This window comes from Microbacterium sp. (genome assembly GCF_035277845.1).
In the GTDB taxonomy this organism is placed as follows: domain Bacteria; phylum Actinomycetota; class Actinomycetes; order Actinomycetales; family Microbacteriaceae; genus Microbacterium.
The window spans coordinates 1-14,095 of the sequence record NZ_DATEJS010000094.1; the positions used below are offsets into that span (position 1 = coordinate 1).

Annotated in this window: 16 protein-coding genes, 1 tRNA gene and 1 pseudogene; 13 read left to right on the top strand and 5 right to left on the bottom strand. The window is 70.9% G+C overall.

Going from position 1 to position 14,095, the window contains the following annotated elements:
* From VJR25_RS03995 to VJR25_RS04025, 7 genes and pseudogenes are all read left to right on the top strand, one after another.
* Positions 1 to 183 (top strand): annotated as a pseudogene (locus tag VJR25_RS03995) (segregation/condensation protein A); the annotation flags it as partial.
* Entirely contained in the window at positions 173 to 769 is a 597-nt protein-coding gene (gene scpB, locus VJR25_RS04000; protein ID WP_324112759.1) for an SMC-Scp complex subunit ScpB, read from the top strand. The pseudogene VJR25_RS03995 and the gene scpB, both read left to right, overlap by 11 nt.
* Positions 766 to 1,536 (top strand): pseudouridine synthase, encoded by a 771-nt coding sequence (locus VJR25_RS04005; RefSeq protein ID WP_324112761.1) that lies wholly within the window; start codon positions 766 to 768, stop codon positions 1,534 to 1,536. Before scpB ends, VJR25_RS04005 begins: the two co-directional genes overlap by 4 nt.
* Positions 1,533 to 2,645, top strand: coding sequence for a prephenate dehydrogenase (locus tag VJR25_RS04010; RefSeq protein WP_324112763.1), 1,113 nt, complete (start codon positions 1,533 to 1,535; stop codon positions 2,643 to 2,645). The genes VJR25_RS04005 and VJR25_RS04010 overlap by 4 nt, the downstream gene beginning before the upstream one ends.
* Positions 2,638 to 3,321, top strand: a complete 684-nt coding sequence (gene cmk / locus VJR25_RS04015; protein WP_324112765.1) for a (d)CMP kinase — start codon at positions 2,638 to 2,640, stop codon at positions 3,319 to 3,321. Before VJR25_RS04010 ends, cmk begins: the two co-directional genes overlap by 8 nt.
* Positions 3,311 to 4,834, top strand: coding sequence for a ribosome biogenesis GTPase Der (gene der / locus VJR25_RS04020; protein WP_324112767.1), 1,524 nt, complete (start codon positions 3,311 to 3,313; stop codon positions 4,832 to 4,834). Before cmk ends, der begins: the two co-directional genes overlap by 11 nt.
* 25 nt (positions 4,835 to 4,859) lie before the next feature.
* Positions 4,860 to 5,756: an NUDIX hydrolase gene (locus tag VJR25_RS04025; RefSeq protein ID WP_324112769.1), complete on the top strand. Its 897-nt coding sequence runs from the start codon at positions 4,860 to 4,862 to the stop codon at positions 5,754 to 5,756.
* Between the two features lie 82 nt (positions 5,757 to 5,838).
* Here the strand turns inward: VJR25_RS04025 and VJR25_RS04030 are convergent, their stop codons facing one another.
* Genes VJR25_RS04030 through VJR25_RS04045 form a run of 4 tightly spaced genes read right to left on the bottom strand, consistent with a single transcriptional unit; the run spans position 5,839 to position 9,008 of the window.
* Positions 5,839 to 7,326 carry an HNH endonuclease signature motif containing protein gene (locus tag VJR25_RS04030; protein ID WP_324112772.1) on the bottom strand — a complete coding sequence of 496 codons (1,488 nt, stop codon included), beginning with the start codon at positions 7,324 to 7,326 and terminating at the stop codon, positions 5,839 to 5,841.
* 53 nt (positions 7,327 to 7,379) lie between these two features.
* The gene (locus VJR25_RS04035) at positions 7,380 to 7,739 is read right to left on the bottom strand and encodes an RNA-binding S4 domain-containing protein (RefSeq protein WP_324112774.1); all 360 of its coding nucleotides are present in this window, start codon (positions 7,737 to 7,739) and stop codon (positions 7,380 to 7,382) included.
* A complete protein-coding gene (locus tag VJR25_RS04040; protein ID WP_324112776.1) occupies positions 7,736 to 8,425 on the bottom strand; it encodes a lysoplasmalogenase in 690 nt (229 codons plus the stop codon). Before VJR25_RS04040 ends, VJR25_RS04035 begins: the two co-directional genes overlap by 4 nt.
* A gap of 4 nt (positions 8,426 to 8,429) precedes the next feature.
* Positions 8,430 to 9,008: a GNAT family N-acetyltransferase gene (locus VJR25_RS04045; RefSeq protein WP_324112778.1), complete on the bottom strand. Its 579-nt coding sequence runs from the start codon at positions 9,006 to 9,008 to the stop codon at positions 8,430 to 8,432.
* A gap of 115 nt (positions 9,009 to 9,123) precedes the next feature.
* Between VJR25_RS04045 and VJR25_RS04050 the strand changes: the two genes are divergently transcribed.
* From VJR25_RS04050 to VJR25_RS04070, 5 genes are all read left to right on the top strand, one after another.
* Positions 9,124 to 9,197: transfer RNA gene (locus VJR25_RS04050), tRNA-Pro, on the top strand.
* 203 nt (positions 9,198 to 9,400) lie between these two features.
* Positions 9,401 to 10,003, top strand: a complete 603-nt coding sequence (locus tag VJR25_RS04055; protein WP_324112791.1) for a DUF1326 domain-containing protein — start codon at positions 9,401 to 9,403, stop codon at positions 10,001 to 10,003.
* A gap of 4 nt (positions 10,004 to 10,007) precedes the next feature.
* Entirely contained in the window at positions 10,008 to 10,835 is an 828-nt protein-coding gene (locus VJR25_RS04060) for a DUF2182 domain-containing protein (RefSeq protein ID WP_324112780.1), read from the top strand.
* A gap of 55 nt (positions 10,836 to 10,890) precedes the next feature.
* Positions 10,891 to 11,622 (top strand): flavodoxin family protein, encoded by a 732-nt coding sequence (locus VJR25_RS04065; RefSeq protein WP_324112783.1) that lies wholly within the window; start codon positions 10,891 to 10,893, stop codon positions 11,620 to 11,622.
* Between the two features lie 123 nt (positions 11,623 to 11,745).
* On the top strand, positions 11,746 to 12,681 hold the full coding sequence (locus VJR25_RS04070; protein ID WP_324112785.1) for an SGNH/GDSL hydrolase family protein: 936 nt from the start codon (positions 11,746 to 11,748) through the stop codon (positions 12,679 to 12,681).
* 6 nt (positions 12,682 to 12,687) lie between these two features.
* Here the strand turns inward: VJR25_RS04070 and VJR25_RS04075 are convergent, their stop codons facing one another.
* Positions 12,688 to 13,176, bottom strand: a complete 489-nt coding sequence (locus VJR25_RS04075; RefSeq protein WP_324112787.1) for an adenosine-specific kinase — start codon at positions 13,174 to 13,176, stop codon at positions 12,688 to 12,690.
* A 91-nt stretch (positions 13,177 to 13,267) separates the two neighbouring features.
* On the opposite strand from VJR25_RS04075, the gene VJR25_RS04080 reads away from it, so the two are divergent.
* Positions 13,268 to 14,095 (top strand): NAD(P)-binding domain-containing protein (locus tag VJR25_RS04080; protein WP_324112789.1); only part of this gene is annotated, 828 nt, incomplete at its 3' end.

Here is a 14,095-nt window from a genome sequence, read left to right on the forward strand (position 1 = left end):
ATCGCCGGGATCGGCGAGCCCGGTATCGTGGTGGCCCGGTTCCTGTCGGTGCTGGAGCTCTACCGGCACGCCGCGCTCACCTTCGATCAGGACGAGCCGCTCGGGGAGCTGATCCTGCAGTGGACCGCCGTCCGCTGGACCGACGAGAACCTCGCTGCGCTGGGAGCAGACTATGACCGATGACCCCGTTTTCGACCCGGAGCTGTGCCGCCGGCTCGAGGCGATCCTGCTGATCGTCGAGGAGCCGCAGAGCCTCGTCTCGCTGGCGGCCGCCGTGGCGAGCCCCGTGCGCCCGGTGCGCGCCGCGATCGACTGGCTCGTCGCGGACTACGACGGCGAGTCCGGACCCGGCCACGGCGGCTACCGGCGCGGCTTCGAACTGCGCGAGGTCGGCGGCGGCTGGCGGCTGTACGTGCGCGACGAGCTGGACGACCTGATCAGCGACTTCGTCGGCAGCCAGGTGCCCACGCGCCTGTCCCAGGCAGCTCTGGAGACCCTCGCCGTGATCGCGTACAAGCAGCCGGTGTCGCGCAGCAAGGTGGCATCCATCCGCGCCGTGAACGTCGACTCCGTGGTGCGCACCCTGCTCGCGCGCGGACTCGTTGTCGAGGTGGGCGCCGACGCCGAGACCGGAGCCGTGCTGTACGGCACGACCGATGCGCTGCTCGGCCATCTCGGCATCAACAGCCTCGACGAGCTGCCCCACATCTCCCCGCTGCTCGACGACGTCGACGATGTGGCATCCATCGACGGAGAGGTTCGCCGGTGAGTGAACACAGCACCCCCGCACCCGAGACCACCGTGCGGCTGCAGAAGGCGCTCGCGAACGCGGGCGTGGCATCCCGGCGCGTCGCCGAGGAGATGATCGTCGCGGGCCGGGTGCGCGTGAACGGGCAGGTCGTCACCGAACTCGGCTCGCGGGTCGACGTCGAATCCGACCTCGTCGACGTCGACGGCACCGCGATCCAGTTCGACCAGTCCAAGCGCTACGTCATGCTCAACAAGCCCACCGGGGTGGTCAGCTCGATGCGCGACGAACGCGGACGGCCCGACCTGCGCCCGTTCACGAAGAACTGGCCCGAGCGCCTCTACAACGTGGGCCGGCTGGATGCCGACACCTCCGGGCTGCTCGTGCTCACCAACGACGGCGAACTCGCGCACGTGCTCGCCCACCCCTCGTTCGGCGTGACCAAGGTGTACCTGGCGCGCGTGCGCGGACGGGTGACGCCGGCGACCATCGCCCGCCTGACGCGCGGCATCGAACTCGAGGACGGCCCGATCAAAGCGGACAAGGCGCGGCTGAAGGATGCGTCGAAGGATGCCAGCCTCGTCGAGCTGACGCTGCACTCCGGCCGCAACCGCATCGTCCGCCGCATGATGGCGGAGGTGGGGCATCCGGTCACCGAGCTCGTGCGCCGCCAGTTCGGACCGCTGCACCTGGGAACCCTCCCAGTGGGAAAGACGCGGGAGCTGACTAAAATCGAGAGAGGCGCGCTTCTGACTCTCTCGCGTCAGACGGACCAGGAGAATCAGTGACCGACACGAGCCGTGCCCAGCGCGCTGCGCGCACATCGGGCACCGTGCGCATCGTCGGGGCGGGCCTGCTGGGGTCGAGCATCGGCCATGCGCTCGTCGCCCTCGGCGTGGACGTCGCCCTCGCCGACACCTCGCCTGCGCAGCTGCGCCTCGCGATCGACTACGGCGCCGGCCGTGCCGCCCGTGCGGACGACACGCCCCGCCTCGTCGTGGTGGCCGTGCCGCCGGATGTCGTCGCCGACGTCATCGCCCGGGAACTGGCCGCCCACCCCGACGCGGTCGTCACCGACGTCGCGAGCGTCAAGCTGCAGCCGCTGCGCGACCTGGAAGCGCGTGGCATCGACCTCACCCACTACATCGGTTCGCACCCGCTCGCGGGCCGGGAGCGCGGGGGAGCGATCGCCGCCCGTGCCGACATCTTCATCGGCCGCCCGTGGGTGGTGTGCCGCGACGCGGAGACGCCGGCATCCGACCTCGCCGTCGTGGAGGGACTCGCCCTCGACCTCGGCGCGACCCCGGTCGAGATGGGGCCGGAGGAGCACGACCGCTCGGTCGCGCTGGTGTCACACGTGCCGCAGATCGTCGCCAGCCTGCTCGCCGGGCGGTTCACGGACGCGCCGGACTCCTCGCTGGGCCTCGCCGGCCAGGGGGTGCGCGACACCACGCGCATCGCGGCATCCGCCCCCGAACTGTGGGTGCAGATCCTCGACGCGAACGCGGCACCCGTGGTGGACGTGCTCGACGCGCTCGCCGCCGACCTCGCCCAGGTCGCCGACGCCCTGCGCGCCCCCGACGTGCCCGGCGCCCGGCGCACGGTCGCCGACACGATCCGCCGCGGCAACGACGGCGTGGAGCGCCTGCCCGGGAAGCACGGCCAGAACCGCCGCTTCGAGCAGCTGGTGGTCATGGTGGACGACACTCCCGGCCAGCTCGGGCGCCTGTTCGGCGAGCTCGGCGAGCTCGACGTGAACGTCGAGGATCTGCGCCTGGAGCACTCGCCGGGGGCCCAGTTCGGCCTCGCCGAGATCAGCCTCACCCCCACGGCGCTGCGCCGCGCAGCCGAAGGGCTCGTCGCACGCGGCTGGAAGATTGCGAGCATGAATGACTGAGTCCGCGATCATCGCCATCGACGGCCCCGCAGGCAGCGGCAAGTCGAGCGTGTCCAAGCAGCTGGCCCGCACGCGCGGCTACGGCTACCTCGACACCGGCGCCGCCTACCGTGCGCTGACGTGGCGGGTGCTGCAGAACGGCGCCGACGTCTCGGACGCGGACGCCGTGCTCGCCACGGCATCCCACCTGGGCTTCGCGATCTCGCTCGACCCGGACGACTACTGGGTGGCCGTCGGCGGGGCGGACGTGACCGAGGCGATCCGCGAGCCGCGGGTGTCCGCGGCGGTGAGCGCCGTGGCGCGCATCCCCGAGGTGCGCGTCGCGATGAACAGGATGTTCCGGCGGTACGCGCGCGGCTCGAAGCGCGAGGCCGTCGTCATGGAGGGCCGCGACATCACCACGGTCGTCGCGCCGGATGCTCCCGTGCGGATCCTGCTGACCGCGGACGAGGCGGTTCGCGCCGCCCGCCGCAGCAAAGAGGTGACCACGCAGGATGCCGCCGCCGTCGCGGAGGCGCTGCGCAAGCGGGATGCCGCGGACTCGAAGGTCGTCGACTTCCTCACCGCCGCCGACGGCGTGACGGTGGTCGACTCGACCGATCTGGATTTCGAAGGAACCGTCGCCGCGGTGCTCGCGGTGATCGATGATGTCTTGGAGGGGCGCGATGGGCGCTGAGGACGAGTACGAGGGCGGCCCGGACCATCTGGCCGAGCGCCTCGCCGAGATCGACGACACGCTGGCGGAGCAGCGCGCCGAGACGCTGCGCGCGTCGCTGGCGGACTACGACCTCGACGACGACGACGCGGCGGTGCTCGAAGGACTCGGGTTCGGGCAGGACGGCATCGAGCTGCTGCCCGCGCTGCCGGTGGTCGCGATCGTCGGTCGTCCGAACGTGGGCAAGTCCGCCCTGGTGAACCGCATCCTCGGCCGCCGGGAGGCCGTCGTCGAGGACACGCCGGGGGTCACGCGCGACCGGGTCTCGTACAAGGCCGAGTGGATGGACCGCCGCTTCACGCTCGTGGACACCGGCGGCTGGGAGCCGGATGCCAAGGGCATCGACGCGTCCGTCGCGGCGCAGGCCGAGATCGCGATCGAGCTCTGTGACGTCGTGATGTTCGTCGTCGACGCCATGGTCGGCGCGACCTCCACCGACGAGCATGTCGTGCGGCTGCTGCGCAAGACCCGCAAGCCGGTGTTCCTGGTCGCGAACAAGATCGACGACTCCCGCCAGGAACCCGAGGCGGCCGCCCTGTGGAACCTCGGCCTCGGTGAGCCGCACCCGGTGTCGGCCATCCACGGTCGCGGAGTCGCCGACCTGCTCGACGAGATCGTCAAGGCCCTGCCGGATGTGTCGGCCGTCGCCAAGAACGAGATCGGCGGCCCGCGCCGGGTCGCGATCCTCGGCCGCCCGAACGTCGGCAAGTCGTCGCTGCTGAACAAGGCGGCGGGCGAAGAGCGCGTGGTCGTCAACGACCTCGCCGGCACCACCCGCGACCCGGTGGATGAGATCGTCGAACTCGGCGGCAAGATGTGGCGGTTCGTCGACACGGCCGGCATCCGTCGCCGCGTGCACCTGCAGCAGGGCGCGGACTTCTACGCCTCCCTGCGCACCTCGGCCGCGCTCGAGAAGGCCGAGGTCGCGGTGGTCGTGATCGACGTGTCCGAGCCGATCAGCGAGCAGGACGTGCGCATCATCGACATGGTGCTGGAGTCCGGCCGGGCCCTCGTGATCGCCTACAACAAGTGGGATCGCCTGAACGACCCGGACATGGACGGCATCGAGCGCCGGCGGTACCTGGAGCGTGAGATCGAGCAGGACCTCGCGCACGTCGCGTGGGCGCCGCGCGTGAACATCTCCGCGCGCACCGGCCGTCACCTCGACAAGCTCGTGCCGGCCCTCGAGACGGCCCTGGATTCGTGGGACACCCGCATCCCCACCGGCAAGTTCAACGCGTTCCTCTCGGAGCTCGTCGCGGAGCACCCGCATCCCGTGCGCGGCGGCAAGCAGCCCCGCATCCTGTTCGGCACGCAGGCGGGCACCCGTCCGCCGACGTTCGTGCTGTTCACGACCGGGTTCCTCGACCCCGGCTACCGCCGCTTCATCCAGCGCCGCCTCCGCGAGCTCTACGGCTTCGAAGGGACGCCCATCGTGATCAACATGCGCATCCGCGAGCGTCGCCACCGCTGATCCCGTCCCTGTCTGGGAGTCGAAGATGACCATCGAACCGCCCGAGTTCACCCGGCGTCCGCCGACGGGTCCGTTGGACCCCGGGGATGCCTGGGTCGTGGCGCCCTCCGGCGAACGGTACTGGGGCCGGTTCGGTGCGGCAGGCCTGCTGCTGATGGACGACGAGCGCAGGGTGCTCATGCAGCACCGCGTGGAGTGGAGCCACTTCGGCGGCACCTGGGCTCTCCCCGGCGGGGCGCGTCACGAGGGCGAGACGGCGCGGGATGCGGCGCTGCGCGAGGCGGGCGAGGAGGCCGGAGTGCCGGCCGACGCTGCGGCGGTGCGGGCCATGCACATCTTCGATCTCGGGTTCTGGTCGTACGCGACGGTGATCGCCGACCTGCGGCATCCGTTCGAGCCGGTGGTGAGCGATCCGGAGAGCAAGGACCTCGTGTGGGTGCCGGTCGACGAGGTCAGCGACCTGCCGCTGCATCCCGGTTTCGCGGCGTCGTGGGACGAGATCCGCGGGATGCTCGATGAACGCCCCGCGGTCGTGGTGGATGCCGCCAACGTCGTGGGATCCCAGCCGGACGGCTGGTGGAACGACCGGGCCGCGGCCGCCGACCGGCTGATGACGCGCATCGCGGCGCGGGCACACCGCGGGATGGACACGGCGTTCCTGCGCCTTGCCGGAGACGTGTGGTTCCCGCAGTGGGTGATCGTGCTCGAGGGCGCGGCGCGTGTCGCGAAGCCCGTCGCGGGCATCGACTACGTGATGGCGCAGGGCCGGTCGGGCGATGACGAGCTCGTCGCCGCGGTCGCGCTGCTGCTCGGCGAGGACCGCGCCGTGACCGTCGTGACGAGCGACCGGGAACTGCGGCGCCGGGTCGAGGAGCTCGGCGCGCAGGTGCGCGGCGCTGGAGCCCTGCTGGACCAGCTCTAGCCCGACGTCTGCCGTGCGGGCTGACGCCGCAGATCTCGACGTGTGGTCGGGCGGGTTCGCGCATCAGGCACGCGCGATCGCGTCAGAAGGGTGCGGGTTCTGGTTCTGGCGCGGGTTCTCGTTCTGTTCCGGGTGGGTGTTCGGGGTGGAAGTGGATGGTGCCGGGTGGTCGGGTGGTGTGGACGCGTCGGGTGGGGGAGGTCCAGGTGAGGATGCCGCCGGGGTGTTGTCGCACGTGCCAGTCGGTGTGGTGTTTCAGGGTGTGATGTCTCGGGCAGAGGCAGGCGAGGTTTTGCAGGCTGGTGGGTCCGCCGGTGGCGGCGGGGGTGGTGTGGTCGAGGTCGCAGTGGGTGGCGGGGCGGCGGCAGCCGGGGAACCGGCAGTGCTGGTCGCGGGCTTCCAGGTGGAGGCGTTGCCTCGTGGTGGGCCGGTACCGGTCCACGGTGACGGGGACCCCGCTGGTGGGGTGGGTGAACACGCGGATCCAGACATCTGCGGTTGCGGCGAGGTGTCGGGCGGTGGTGTCGTCGACGGGTCCGTACCCGGGGACCTCCGCCACTCCGATCGCACTGCCCGCGCACTCGGCGGTGCCGGTGAAGGTGCCCCCGGCGAGGGATGAGGCAGCGGTGGTGGTGAGGGTGCCGGCGGGGATGGTGACGTGCACGGTGGGTCGGATCGCGGCCAGGGCGGCTTGGTGCTGGTCGGTGGTGCCGTGCCCGGCGGGGGCGGCGGTGAGGAGCAGGTCGCAGAAGATGTCCGCCATCACCTGACCCTGCGTCCGCTCATCCACCACCGCATCCGACTCGTCCGCGTCCGCATCCGAACCCACGGCCGGGGCCGCCTCGGCCGGGCCCGCGTCGCCGGCATCCTCGTGCACGGCCGCCGTGTCGGCGTCGGCCTGGTTCTGGGCGGCCAGTTCGGTGGCCATGTCGCGGAGCCGGTTCACGATCCCGACCCCGTGGACGGTGGGCACGTCCGCGGTGACCCGGGACAGTCCCGGTTCCAGGGGGCGGACGGTGACCTTTCGGCGGGTGACGGCGTCGCGGATGCGTTCCCGGGTGCCGTCCGGGTCCAGCCGGGACACCAGGGCGGTCAGGGCGTCTTTCAGCTGGGCGGGGGTGAGTTCGTCCGCGATGGTCAGGGCGTGTCGTTCGTACTCGGCCCGCAGGTCGGGGTCGTCGATCACGGTGCCGGTGTCCGCGATGACCTGCGCGTGCTGCGGGGACAGCACCCCGTCACTGACCCGGTACAGGGTCTCCGCGAACCGGGACACCAGCACGGTCGCGTCCGACACCCGCCGGGCGACTTGCAGTTCGCTCAGGTGCAGGGCGGCGGCGATCTCCGCGTACACCTCCCGCATGCCCAGCTGGGTGGCATCCACCACCGCCCCGGCCCCTGCCCGGGCGGCGCGTTCCGCATCCCGCCGGGACACCAGGTCGGCCACGTGCGCGAAGAAGAACGTCTCCGCCGCGAACGTGGCCGCAGCCCGCGCCCGAACCCCGGCCAGATACCCGACCAGCCGGTCCAGCTCGGCCACCACCGGAGACGACTGCGACGACGACTCGTCCATCAAACCCCCCGGTCTCGCTCTGTCGTTCCGACGCTACTCCGGGCCTCCGACATTCAGTCCCGGCCGCGCAGCCGGTCGATCTCGCGTCGCTCGCGTTTGGTCGGACGCCCCGCCCCTCGATCGCGCACGGCGATCCTCGGGATCGGCTCTCTCGGCGGGGTGCGCTCCTCGACGGCCGCGGCTGCCAGCGGCGCACTCACGCGCTTGCTGATGGTGTGCTGCACGATCAGTATGCGATCGAATCCGTCGATGCGCACGCGTACCTCGTCGCCGGGCTTCACGTTCTGCGCGGCCTTCGCACTCGCCTGATTGACCTTGACGTGCCCCGCCTTGCACGCCTCGGTCGCGAGGGTGCGCGTCTTGTAGATGCGGATGGCCCAGAGCCAGGCATCCACCCGCGCGGTCTCGCTCACGCGGCCACCGGCGTGTCCACTCGAGTGCGCCGGTGCGCCGGTGCGAGCACGACGCCGACGGCGATGAGCAGCTGGCCGAGGCAGTACGCGGTCATGACCGCGAGGTCGCTCCAGGCGCCGAGCGGCGTCGGCGGGAACAGCTGGAACGCCAGCATCGAGTCGGACAGCAGGAACACCGCACCACCGGCCGCGATGAGGGGTGTGGTGGCGGCGGCGGTGGTGGCCATCGAGCCGAGGATGAGGCCGTATACGGCCATCGGGATCGCGAGCGACCCGAGTCGTGGCCACAGCACGCCGATCATCGCGACCCACCAGACCGCGAACACGAGCGTCCACCACGGCAGCCGGCGCTGCTTCAGGTGCCGCGTGAACAGCCAGATGTAGCCGATGTGCGCGAGCGCGAAGAAGCCGACCATGGTCGGCACCTCCGGCAGCATCCGGAAGAACACGCCCGCCTCGTCGCCCAGCCACGAGAAGAAGAGGGCGGCGAGCAGCAGCCCGAAGCGCATCCGCCGGGGGCCGCGCCACACCGCGAGCACGCCGACCGCGAGTGCCGGCATCAGCAGCAGCTTGCTGACGACCTCCGCCGCGTCGGAGTGCGCGATGCCGGGCAGCAGCGTCTCGAGATGCCAGAGCGTGACGACGACAGACGGGGCGAAGGCCCACCATCGGGCTCGGTGCGGCATGGATTCATCGTAGGGCGAGTCGCACCACCGGCCTCGTGGGCTTCGCCCGCGCCGCTTCGGTGAACCCGGCGGCGAGGAACGTCGACAGCACGCCGTGCCACAGGTCGTTGTCGCGGGCGTGCGCGCCGTCGGGGTCGACCGGATATGCCTCGATGAGCGCCGCATCGTGCTGCTTCGCGAAGTCGACGGCCGCGGCCAGCAGCTCGGCGTTCAGGCCGGCGCCACGGTGCTCCCGCCGCACGACGAAGCACGAGATGGTCCAGATGTCGTCGGAGTCCCACGGCTCCGCCAGATGCGGCGCGAGCGCGCGCGTGCGGGGGAGACGTTGGTGCGTGCGCCGAGGGCCGACGCGCACCCAGGCCGCCGGCTCGCCGTCGACGTAGGCGATGAGCCCGGGCGGCAGAGGCCCTTCGGTCTCCTCGCGCAGCAGCTGTTCCCGGTCGTCGCGGGTGGTGGCGTTGAAGTCCTTGTTGCTCAGCGTCAGCCACGCGCACTGGCACGACGCGCCGTCGCCCCCGCCGGTCAGCGCATGCTGCAGGTCGTCGAAGCGGTCGGAGGATGCCGGGTGGATCTGGATGTCCATATTCCGACGCTAGCCCGGGGCTCCGACATCGGCCACGGATCCGTGGTTCGAAGGCGTCCGGCCTGTCGGGTAGGATGGGGGAGTTGCCTGCATGCAGGCGGCGACAATCGAATCACGGGATGTGGCGCAGCTTGGTAGCGCACTTGACTGGGGGTCAAGGGGTCGCAGGTTCAAATCCTGTCATCCCGACGTGATGGGAAGAGGGTCGGCCGGAAGGCCGGCCCTCTTCGTGTTCCCGCCGGCGGGGAGGGGAACGATTGCGCCCACCTCGGCCTCTTCCCGAGGCGAGGGGGTCGGCGTACCATCGGGTGATACGCCGATGACATGGGGAGATCGAGCCGAGCTGGCATCTGCCGGCTCGCCCGATCCCGACACACACTGGGGAGTGGATGATGTCGTGGAATCTGACAGGGAGTTATGCGGAGACGTGCTCGTGCGAGCTGATGTGCCCGTGCAACATGAGCATGGATCACGGTGCGACGTACGACTATTGCCGCGTCACGCTCGCGTTCAACATCCGTGAGGGCGCGATCGAGAGCACGAAGGTGGACGGCCGCAAGGTCGTTCTCATCGCCGACACTCCGAAGGTGATGACCGAAGGCAACTGGAAGATCGGAGTCTTCGTCGACCAGGAGGCATCCGCTGACCAGTTCGACCGCCTGGTCGAGGTCTTCGGCGGGCAGCGCGGAGGACCGATGGCCGGACTCGTGCCGCTCATCGGCGAGATGGCCGGTGCGCAGCGCGCGGCGATCACCATGGCCGACGACGGGCTGCGGCACTCGGTGCAGGTCGACGACAGCATCATGTTCGAGATCAAGGACATCGTGCCGTTCGGCAAAGAGGACGGCCAGCCGGTCAAGTTCGACGGGATGTTCCATCCCGTCGGCTCCGACCTCACGATGGCCGAGGCGACGTCGTCGCAGATCGATGCCTTCGGCATCGCGTACGAGGCGAAGACAGGGCTTTCGTACTCGAGCTTCTCCTGGGTGGGATGACGCCGTGGCCGCTGGGCCCTCGAAGGCGGCGGACCGACCCGAGGATCTGACAGCGGCGTTCCGCGCCGTCCGTGCGCGCGTCGGCTCGGTCGTCTTCCTGTGCGCGGTCGCCGTCGTCTGCTGGTGGTGGGCGGCGCAGCAGATGGCGGGTATGGACCGCGGCCCCTGGTCGCCGCTCGGGGCTCCCGGGTGGTTCCTCGCTGCGTGGACGGCGATGATGGCCGCGATGATGTTCCCGTCGGTGTCGCCCACGATCGCGCTCTACGCGCGGATGACGAAGTCCCGGAATCCCCTTCTGGTCGTCGCCTTCGCCGCCGGATACCTGATCGTCTGGGCCGCGGTGGGAGTCCTGGTGGTCGCCATCGCCGGGCTCGCGAATGCTGCCCCGGGGCAGGCGCTCGCCTGGGACGGACTGGGTCGCCCTCTCACCGTCGCGACCCTGCTGTTCGCGGCCGTCTACGAGTTCACGCCGTGGAAGCGCGCCTGCCTCGGCAAATGCCGGAGTCCGCTCGGGTTCCTGCTCGGCACGTGGCGGGACGGCATGCCCGGTGCGACGGTGATGGGCGCGAAGCTCGGGGCGTGGTGTCTCGGCTGCTGCTGGGCGCTGATGGCCGCCATGTTCGCCCTCGGAGTGATGAACATCGTCTGGATGGCCTCGGTGACGGCACTCATCGCGCTCGAGAAGCTGCTGCCCTGGCGTCGCACCGCCACCTACGTCACCGCGGCCGTGCTGGTGTGCCTTGCGGTGTTCGTCCTCGTCGCCCCGCATGCGCTGCCCGGGACCACGTCGGTGCCGATGGAGCCGATGTCGTCGGCGAGCCTCGAACCGTGACCGGTGAGGGGAAGGAGGGGCTGAACTTTCTCCTTCCCGCGCGTACTCTGCGGTCATGCCCGAACAACCGGTCCCTCCCGCGACGTACGACGACCTGCACGCCGTCTTCATCAACTGCACCCTCAAACGCAGCCCCGAGATCAGCAACACCCAGGGCCTGATGGATCGCAGCATCGCCCTCATGCGCGCGCAGGGCGTGACGGTGCAGAACCTCCGATTCATCGACCACGACGTCGCCACCGGGGTTTACCCGGACATGCGCGAGCACGGGTGGGCGACCGACGCCTGGCCGGACGAGATCTGGCCCGTGATCGACGCGGCCGACATCCTCGTCGTCGGCGGGCCGCTGTGGCTGGGGGACAACGCGTCGATCACGCGCAAGCTCATCGAGCGGCTCTACTCGATGAGCGGGCTGTACAACGACAAAGGGCAGTACGTGTACTACGGCAAGGTCGGCGGCGCGATCATCACCGGCAACGAAGACGGCGTCAAGCACGCCGCCATGTCGATCCTGTACAGCCTGCAGCACATCGGCTTCACCATCCCGCCGGCCGCGGATGCCGGCTGGATCGGGGCGATCGGGCCCGGTCCGAGCTATCTGGATCCGGGATCGGGCGGACCGGAGAGCGACTTCACCAACCGCAACACCACCTTCATGACCTGGAACCTGCTGCACACCGCACGGCGGCTGAAGGATGCCGGCGGCATCCCCGCCTACGGCAACCAGCGCCAGGCGTGGAACGACGGCGTGCGCTGGGGCTACGACGCGAACCCCGAGTACCGCTGAGCAGACCGCGCGCCCGGACCCATAACCACCTCGCGGGTGAGGGCGTCCGCCCCGCCGCGGCGCGGGAATAGCCTGGCCTCGGGACATCAGATGGGTGCTCGAGGCGGCCGAGATCGACGGCGGATGCAGCGGCGCACGGGCGTGCGCGCGCTGACGGTCGCGGGGACGGCCGTCGGAGCCGCGACCGGCCTCGCCGCCGTGATCGGGGTGGTCGTCACGGCCGAGGGGCTCATCGCCCGGGAGCGCCTCGTGGCGACCCGGCTCGATTCCGCCTGGGCGCGGAACGACACGTTCGGAGCCGATCGCGCGGGGACCCCGATCGCCCTCGGCATGATGGGGGACTCCCTGGCGGTCGGCTACGGCGCCGAGTCGCCGGACGACGTGCCCGGGGTGCTCATCGCACAGGCACTGGTCGAAGCATCCGGCCGGCCCGTCGTGCTCACCAACGTGGCCGAGGTGGGCGCCGCGTCCCCGGCGCTCGAGGCCCAGCTCGAGCGCCTGCGCGCGGAGGCCCGTCCGGACGTCGTGATCATCATGGTCGGCGCCAACGACGTGATGCACCTCAGGCGCCTCACCGATGCGCTCTGGCCGCTGTCCGAGACGGTGCGGCAGCTGCGCCACGACGGCGCACAGGTGGTCGTCGCCACCTGCCCCGACCTCGGCACGGTGCACCCGTTCTCCCAGCCGCTGCGGTTCTTCCTGCACTGGTACAGCCGCGTGCTCGCGACCGGCCAGGCCATCGTGGTGCTCCGCGCCGGCGGGCACTCGGTCTCACTCGCCGACACGCTCGGACGGCTGTTCCGCCTCGACCCGGACGACCTGTTCTCGGCCCACGACCACCTGCATCCCTCGAGCGTCGGATACGTGGCGGCGGCCGCCGTCATCCTGCCGAGCGTGCGCGTCGCGGCCGGCGTCCCGCTGCGCGAGGACGTGGACGTGCACCACCGCGTGTACCGCAAGGCCGGCCGCCACCGCCTGGCGTGGTGGGCGTTCCGCGCGTCGCGCCGCGTCGGCGCACGACTGGCGGCGGCCGAGAGCGCCCTCGAGCCGGCGGGATGACCGGGGTCAGAGCTTGTAGCCGATGGCCCGCAGCAGCTCCTTGCGGTCCGCGACATCCTGATCGGTCTCGACGCCCACCGGGGGCTCGCCGTCGATGACACCGGTCACGCCGCGGCCGGCCGGCGTCGCGGCGACGAGCACCTGCACGGGGTTGGCGGTGGCGCAGAAGATCGTGCACACCTCCGGCACGGCCTTGACCTGATTGAGCACATTCACCGGGAAGCCCTCGCGCAGCATGACGACGAACGCATGTCCCGCTCCGATGGCGAGCGCCGCCGACACCGCGAGGTCGACGAGGTCGTCGTCGTTGCCGGTGCGTCGCACCAGGCGCGCGCCGGATGCCTCGCAGAAGCCGACGCCGAACCGCAGCGTGCCGCCGACCCCGGCGAGAGCCTCATGCAGGTCTTCGACGGTCTTGATGAAGTGCGACTGGCCGATGATGACGTTGACGTCATCCGGCTTGTCGATCGGGACGACTTCGATGTCGACGGTCACGGCAACCTCCCTTGACGTCGTCAGCCTAGACCTCGAACAGCTCCCACCGGGGCCGGAAATGCGCAGGCCGATCGCGGCGTTGTACATGCTCGTGAATGCATCTGACGGATCGCCGGGTCACCGCGCGACGGTCGTCGTCATCGGCGGGGGACAGGCGGGGCTCTCCGCGGGGTATCACCTGCAGCGCCGCGGCTTCGCGAGCGCGCTCACCGACCCGGATGCCGACCGCACGTTCGTGGTGCTCGATGCCGAGGACGGCCCCGGTGGGGCGTGGCGGCACCGCTGGTCGTCGCTCACCATGGCGACCGTCAACGATATCTTCGATCTGCCGGGGCTGCACCGCACGCCCGGAGACCCGGCGACTCCGAGCCGCGAGGCCGTGCCGGAGTACTTCGCCGAATTCGAGCACGCCACCGGTCTGCCGATCCTCCGCGCGGTCACGGTCGGCAGCGTGCGGCGCGCCGACGACGACCCGGACGGCGACCTCGTGATCGAGTCCAGCGCGGGGCGCTGGACGGCGCGGGCGATCATCAACGCGACCGGCACCTGGACCAACCCGGTGCTGCCGAGGTATCCGGGTCAGGATGCCTTCCTCGGCCGTCAGCTGCACACGAAGGAGTACGTGTCGCTCGACGAGTTCCGCGGCCGGCGCGTCGCGGTCGTCGGCGGCGGGATCTCGGCGGTGCAGCAGCTCGAGGAGATCTCGCGCGTCGCCGACGTGTTCTGGTACACCCGCCGCGAGCCGGTGTTCCGCGAGGCCGGGTTCACCCCGGAGGTCGAAGGGCGCGAGACCATCGCCCAGGTCGTCGCGGACGTCGAGGCGGGGAACCCCGCCGGCAGCGTCGTCTCGTACACCCAGCTCGCCTGGACCCCGTATGCGCTCGCCGCGCGCGAGCGCGGTGCGCTGGTGCGGCGCCCC

Excerpts from the sequence above, each read along its gene's own strand:
- scpB (WP_324112759.1), top strand. The coding sequence starts at position 173 with ATGACCGATGACCCCGTTTTCGACCCGGAGCTGTGCCGCCGGCTCGAG.
- cmk (WP_324112765.1), top strand. The coding sequence starts at position 2,638 with ATGACTGAGTCCGCGATCATCGCCATCGACGGCCCCGCAGGCAGCGGC.
- der (WP_324112767.1), top strand. The coding sequence starts at position 3,311 with ATGGGCGCTGAGGACGAGTACGAGGGCGGCCCGGACCATCTGGCCGAG.
- VJR25_RS04025 (WP_324112769.1), top strand. The coding sequence starts at position 4,860 with ATGACCATCGAACCGCCCGAGTTCACCCGGCGTCCGCCGACGGGTCCG.
- VJR25_RS04030 (WP_324112772.1), bottom strand. The coding sequence starts at position 7,326 with ATGGACGAGTCGTCGTCGCAGTCGTCTCCGGTGGTGGCCGAGCTGGAC.
- VJR25_RS04040 (WP_324112776.1), bottom strand. The coding sequence starts at position 8,425 with ATGCCGCACCGAGCCCGATGGTGGGCCTTCGCCCCGTCTGTCGTCGTC.
- VJR25_RS04045 (WP_324112778.1), bottom strand. The coding sequence starts at position 9,008 with ATGGACATCCAGATCCACCCGGCATCCTCCGACCGCTTCGACGACCTG.
- VJR25_RS04055 (WP_324112791.1), top strand. The coding sequence starts at position 9,401 with ATGTCGTGGAATCTGACAGGGAGTTATGCGGAGACGTGCTCGTGCGAG.
- VJR25_RS04065 (WP_324112783.1), top strand. The coding sequence starts at position 10,891 with ATGCCCGAACAACCGGTCCCTCCCGCGACGTACGACGACCTGCACGCC.
- VJR25_RS04070 (WP_324112785.1), top strand. The coding sequence starts at position 11,746 with ATGCAGCGGCGCACGGGCGTGCGCGCGCTGACGGTCGCGGGGACGGCC.